Source organism: Paenibacillus sp. GbtcB18, assembly GCF_019091125.1.
Classification (GTDB): Bacteria; Bacillota; Bacilli; order Paenibacillales; family NBRC-103111; genus Paenibacillus_F; species Paenibacillus_F chitinolyticus.
The window spans coordinates 1-271 of record NZ_JAGXJX010000362.1 but is presented as its reverse complement, the minus strand read 5'-3'; the positions used below and the strand labels follow the sequence as shown (position 1 = coordinate 271).

Sequence of the window (271 nt, the reverse complement as noted above, 5' to 3'; positions counted from 1 at the left end):
CTTGAGCTGGTAGGAGCCCGTCTTCGTGCGGTACGGGCCGGGCTTTCCCGGGTCCACCGGATTGGCGGGTAGCGGGGCCGGGGGCCGGACCGCCGCCGAAGGCGCGGATGCGTCCGCGTCCGGGCGGGTGTCCAACCGGCGTCCGCCGGACCAGACTTGCAGGTCCTTCAACGCTCCCGCCCGCGCCCCGGCCAGACCGAGCCGGAAGGTGTGCCCGTCCCGCTCCGGCTTAGGCACCCCCAACAGCCGTCCGTCCGACCGGAATTCGACC

General features: G+C 73.8%; 1 protein-coding gene. It reads left to right on the top strand.

Features of this window, described 5'->3' with window-relative positions; genetic code table 11:
* Nucleotides 1–61: 61 nt before the first annotated feature.
* Nucleotides 62–271 (top strand): hypothetical protein (locus KVT34_RS30300; RefSeq protein WP_217563294.1); only part of this gene is annotated, 210 nt, incomplete at its 3' end.